4 protein-coding genes and 1 pseudogene are annotated in these 3,855 nt (G+C 63.5%); 3 read left to right on the top strand and 2 right to left on the bottom strand.

Features of this window, described 5'->3' with window-relative positions; all coding sequences use genetic code 11:
* Positions 1 to 184: 184 nt before the first annotated feature.
* Positions 185 to 907, bottom strand: a complete 723-nt coding sequence (locus tag Q7T84_RS04895) for a hypothetical protein (protein ID WP_304806592.1) — start codon at positions 905 to 907, stop codon at positions 185 to 187.
* Positions 908 to 1,267: 360 nt separating this feature from the next.
* Between Q7T84_RS04895 and Q7T84_RS04890 the strand changes: the two genes are divergently transcribed.
* Positions 1,268 to 1,723: a response regulator gene (locus tag Q7T84_RS04890; protein WP_304806590.1), complete on the top strand. Its 456-nt coding sequence runs from the start codon at positions 1,268 to 1,270 to the stop codon at positions 1,721 to 1,723.
* Positions 1,724 to 2,062: 339 nt separating this feature from the next.
* A complete protein-coding gene (locus Q7T84_RS04885) occupies positions 2,063 to 2,581 on the top strand; it encodes a PEPxxWA-CTERM sorting domain-containing protein (RefSeq protein WP_304806589.1) in 519 nt (172 codons plus the stop codon).
* 197 nt (positions 2,582 to 2,778) lie between these two features.
* Here Q7T84_RS04885 and Q7T84_RS04880 read toward each other — a convergent pair whose 3' ends face one another.
* Positions 2,779 to 3,093, bottom strand: coding sequence for a hypothetical protein (locus Q7T84_RS04880; RefSeq protein ID WP_304806588.1), 315 nt, complete (start codon positions 3,091 to 3,093; stop codon positions 2,779 to 2,781).
* Between the two features lie 118 nt (positions 3,094 to 3,211).
* Here Q7T84_RS04880 and gatB point away from each other — a divergent pair.
* Positions 3,212 to 3,855 (top strand): annotated as a pseudogene (gene gatB, locus Q7T84_RS04875) (Asp-tRNA(Asn)/Glu-tRNA(Gln) amidotransferase GatCAB subunit B); the annotation flags it as partial.

The raw sequence follows: 3,855 nt of genomic DNA, 5'->3' as shown, positions 1-3,855 counted from the left end.
GCGCATCTTGGACTGGCCGTCCAGCAAGGTCGTCATGGCCCACGGCCAGCCGGTGGAGCAGGACGGCCAGGCCTTCATCGCCAGGGCGTTCCGGTGGTTGACGGGCTGACGCGACGCTGTTCCGAACCCCTCCACTACGCTCGATGTCCGGTTCAGGCCAATCAGCCCATGACCGCTTCGACCCTTAGGGGACATTGCGGCCGGCCGGCCAACTCTTGAGCCTCTTCGCCGCCGTTCCGAAGGGGCCGAGTTGATAGATCGCGGCCCCGACCGTCGAGAAGAAGAACGGCTCAAACGGTTCAGCGACCATCGCGTCGAGGTATGCCCTGGGCGCGATACCCGTGCTGACATGTGGGTTGAAATGCTCGCCCGTCTGCTTCGGAACGAACGTGGCGACATATCCGATTAGGAGACCATCGCTCGCGGCGTCTTCGTGCGGGGCCGTGAACGCACTGATGGGGCCTGCCTCCACGGTGAACGGGGCCACGGCCGCGATGAGGTCTTTCTGCAGCCGGAGGAGTTCCGAAGTTGGCCGCACCACGATGCCGGCGACGCCAACGTCGCCGCCCGCAGTGTAGTAATAATTGATAGCCTCCAGCTTCAGGCCGCCTACCTTGGCGTTGGCGATCACGCTTGCGGCGGCGGCGTAGACCTCGCCGAGATCCGCGGTGCGCACGAAACGCTGGATCAGCGTGATGTGCGGCCGGTGCGTAGCGTCGAGCGGGAACCCGCCGGGGAAAACCTTTAGCAATCGGGCATTATTGGCCTGGGCATGGCTCAGCATGATGGCGTCCGGTTCGAGCAGGACGTCGATGGCTGTCACGTCGCTCATATCCGCCGCATTCACCGGCTTGGTCACTCCCATCAGGGCTAGGAAGGCGAAGCCCAATGCGGCCAGCACTCTCATGTGTTTCTCCGAGGGCTGGCTCCATCAGACCCTGGGGGCTACGCAACTCAATCCGAAGAAACCCGCAGTAGGTCCGCATTCCACCCTTCTCGGCCATTGAACGGGTCCGCTGACGGGCGCGCATTCTGATCTTGCCGCTGGCCCCGTACCGCCTTCGGCCCCGTTCGCGGGCTTTCGCCGCGACTACGGCTTTGATGCAACCCTGTGGCGTCTCAGAGCTTACTCTTGGAGCCAGTCGACCAGGCGTCGATTTGCGTCTATCCGCGCCTGCAACTTTCCCACCACTGGTTGGCCCTGCGCGCCTCGGGTTTCTTGCGACGCCTTCGGGGCCGCTCTGGCCTGACGAGCAGAGGAATGAGCATGGCCAAGTTACAAGCCTCGACGGGCAAGACCCTGATGATCGTGGAAGACGAGGTGCTGGTGGCGATGGTCCTCAACGACGCCCTTGAGGCGGCTGGACACCACGTCCTGGACCTGACGGACCGCCACGCCGAGGCGTTGGAGGTGGCCAAGGCCTCCAAGCCAGACCTGGCGCTGGTCAATATACGACTTGCCGGCAGCGACGACGGCGTGGCCCTGGCCGAACAGCTCAAGGCGCTAGATATCCCCGTGTTGTTCATTAGCGGTCAGAGCAGTCGGGCACGCTCGGCGCGGACCGCCGCGATCGCCTCGCTTCCCAAGCCGTATGACGCGGCCGACATGGTGATCGCCGTGGCCTATCTGTTGGCGCGGATGGATGGCGACTATTCGCAGCCAAGGCCGCCTGGGCTTGAAGTCTTCGACGACAGCGGCATGGGCCTGGAGCCGGCGGCCTAGGTTCGTGAGGCGCCGACCGCAACTTCGCTGTCAAAATGCTCCAAGACCCCAGAATGCGCGTGCGCCAAGACATCTCCCTAAGGAAGATGTGGGGGCGTTTCCCGCCCCTGAGATTCGGCCCCTCGCTTCAGCAGGGGGCATCGCTGGTCGGTGACGAACGGGGCGAGTTTGCCGTTCCAGTGTCCCAAGCCCCCGTCGGTACGCTAGGGGGGAAGCTCAAGGGACCGATTTCCCCTCGCGGGCGAGATGTGAACCCTCGTTAACATTCGATCTTTCGGAGTTCTTGCCTACCCGAGGTCCCTCCACTAGGCCGGGTCGACTGAAATCGGGGAGAAGGCTGTGATCGTTCAAAAACCGACTATCGCGGGGGTATTTGCTGGCGCGCTGGTCTTGGCTGCCTCAAGCGCCGCTACCGCAGCGACCTACTTGGACGGGATCACGCTGCAGGGGCTAACCATTGGCGCGGCGAAGTACGACGTCACCTTCACAGACGCCGCGTTCGACGGAACACTGACCTTCAACACTCGCCAAGGCGCCCAAGATGCGTTGGCGGCCATTCTGGCTAGCGCCCAGTATCAGGCAATTGTTCCTCAGCCAGGCCTGAGGGGCATCATGGTTGCGCAAGGCTTTAACGCCGGCGTCTTTTACGTTGACGTCGCTGGTGGCTCGGTCGGCCAAACTGGCTACGGGATGGGGTACAATTTCCCTTGGTCCGCTCAAGGCTACACCTTGGCTACCTTTGCGCTATCCAGCGCCGTGCCCGAGCCCGCCACCTGGGCCATGATGATCATCGGGTTTGGCGCAGTCGGCTCGATGGTGCGCGCTTCGCGCCGTCGGAATGCTTTCAGCGCCGCTTGATCAGCCGATCTGACAGCCACGAAATTGGCCCGGGTCTTTTTGCCGCCTAGATCCGCGGCGTCGATCAGGACCGAGACGTTTTGCTCAAGGCCGCCTTTGGTGCTTCGCATCGGCGATCGCCGCGAACTAGGCTCCCCCGACCAGAAAAAAGCCCCGTCCAGCGGGCGGGGCTTTCCGGTTCGGCGCTGGCCTGAAGCCTACTTCTTGCCCTTGTCCAGATCGGCCTGCAGGGCCTTGATCTGATCGTCGGTGATCGCGCCTTGGCTCATTGGCTGGACCTGCTTCAAGGTCATGCCCTTGAATTGCTCATAGGCCTCGTGGGCGGTCAGGCCGGGCAGGTTCTTGTCCAGGGCGGCCTTGCCTTCCGGCGTGGCGGCGATGTCGGCGATTGGCGTGTCACCAGCCGAAGGCGCGGCCGTCGCGGCCGGAGCTTGAGCAAAGGCCGGGGCCGCGACGAGCGCGCCGGCGGCGAGCGACAGGCCAAGAGCGGCCGAGGTGATCAGCTTTTTCATCTGAGTGTTTCCAAATCCCCATTTTGAGACGCGGATTTCAGCCTTTGTTCCGTGGATCGTGCAAGGGATTTCGAGCGTCCGACTTCCGCTGCGCCGCGAGGGGCGCTAGGAACGCGGCATGACCGATACGTCGAAATTGATCGCTGGCCGCACAGGCCTCTGGGAAGTGGTTCTGGGCCTGGAGGTTCACGCCCAGGTCGCCTCGAACGCCAAGCTGTTTTCGGGCGCCGCCGTGGGATTTGGCGCCGGCCCCAATCAGCAGGTCTCGCTGGTCGATGCGGCCATGCCGGGCATGCTGCCTGTCATCAACCGTCACTGCGTCGAACAGGCCGTGAAGACCGGTCTTGGCCTGGAGGCCAAGATCAATCTGAAGAGCCACTTCGACCGGAAGAACTATTTCTACCCGGACTTGCCGCAGGGCTATCAGATCAGCCAGTTCAAGGACCCTATCGTGGGCCAGGGCGTGGTCATCGTCGAACACGACGACGGCTCGACCTTCAACGTCCGCATCGAGCGCCTGCACCTCGAGCAGGACGCCGGCAAGTCGCTGCACGATCAGGACCCGAACTCGACCTATGTCGACCTGAACCGGGCCGGCACCGCCTTGATGGAGATCGTGTCGATGCCTGACATGCGCTCCTCGGCGGAGGCTGCCGCCTATGTGAAGAAGCTGCGCACCATCCTGGTCTATCTCGGCACCTGCGACGGCGACATGGAGAAGGGCAACCTGCGCGCCGACGTCAACGTCTCGGTCTGCCGCCC

This window comes from Phenylobacterium sp., assembly GCF_030654915.1.
Classification (GTDB): Bacteria; Pseudomonadota; Alphaproteobacteria; order Caulobacterales; family Caulobacteraceae; genus Phenylobacterium.
The sequence above is the reverse complement of the archived record's forward strand: the minus strand, read 5'-3'. Positions and strand labels throughout refer to the sequence as shown.

Excerpts from the sequence above, each read along its gene's own strand:
- Q7T84_RS04895 (WP_304806592.1), bottom strand. The coding sequence starts at position 907 with ATGAGAGTGCTGGCCGCATTGGGCTTCGCCTTCCTAGCCCTGATGGGA.
- Q7T84_RS04890 (WP_304806590.1), top strand. The coding sequence starts at position 1,268 with ATGGCCAAGTTACAAGCCTCGACGGGCAAGACCCTGATGATCGTGGAA.
- Q7T84_RS04880 (WP_304806588.1), bottom strand. The coding sequence starts at position 3,093 with ATGAAAAAGCTGATCACCTCGGCCGCTCTTGGCCTGTCGCTCGCCGCC.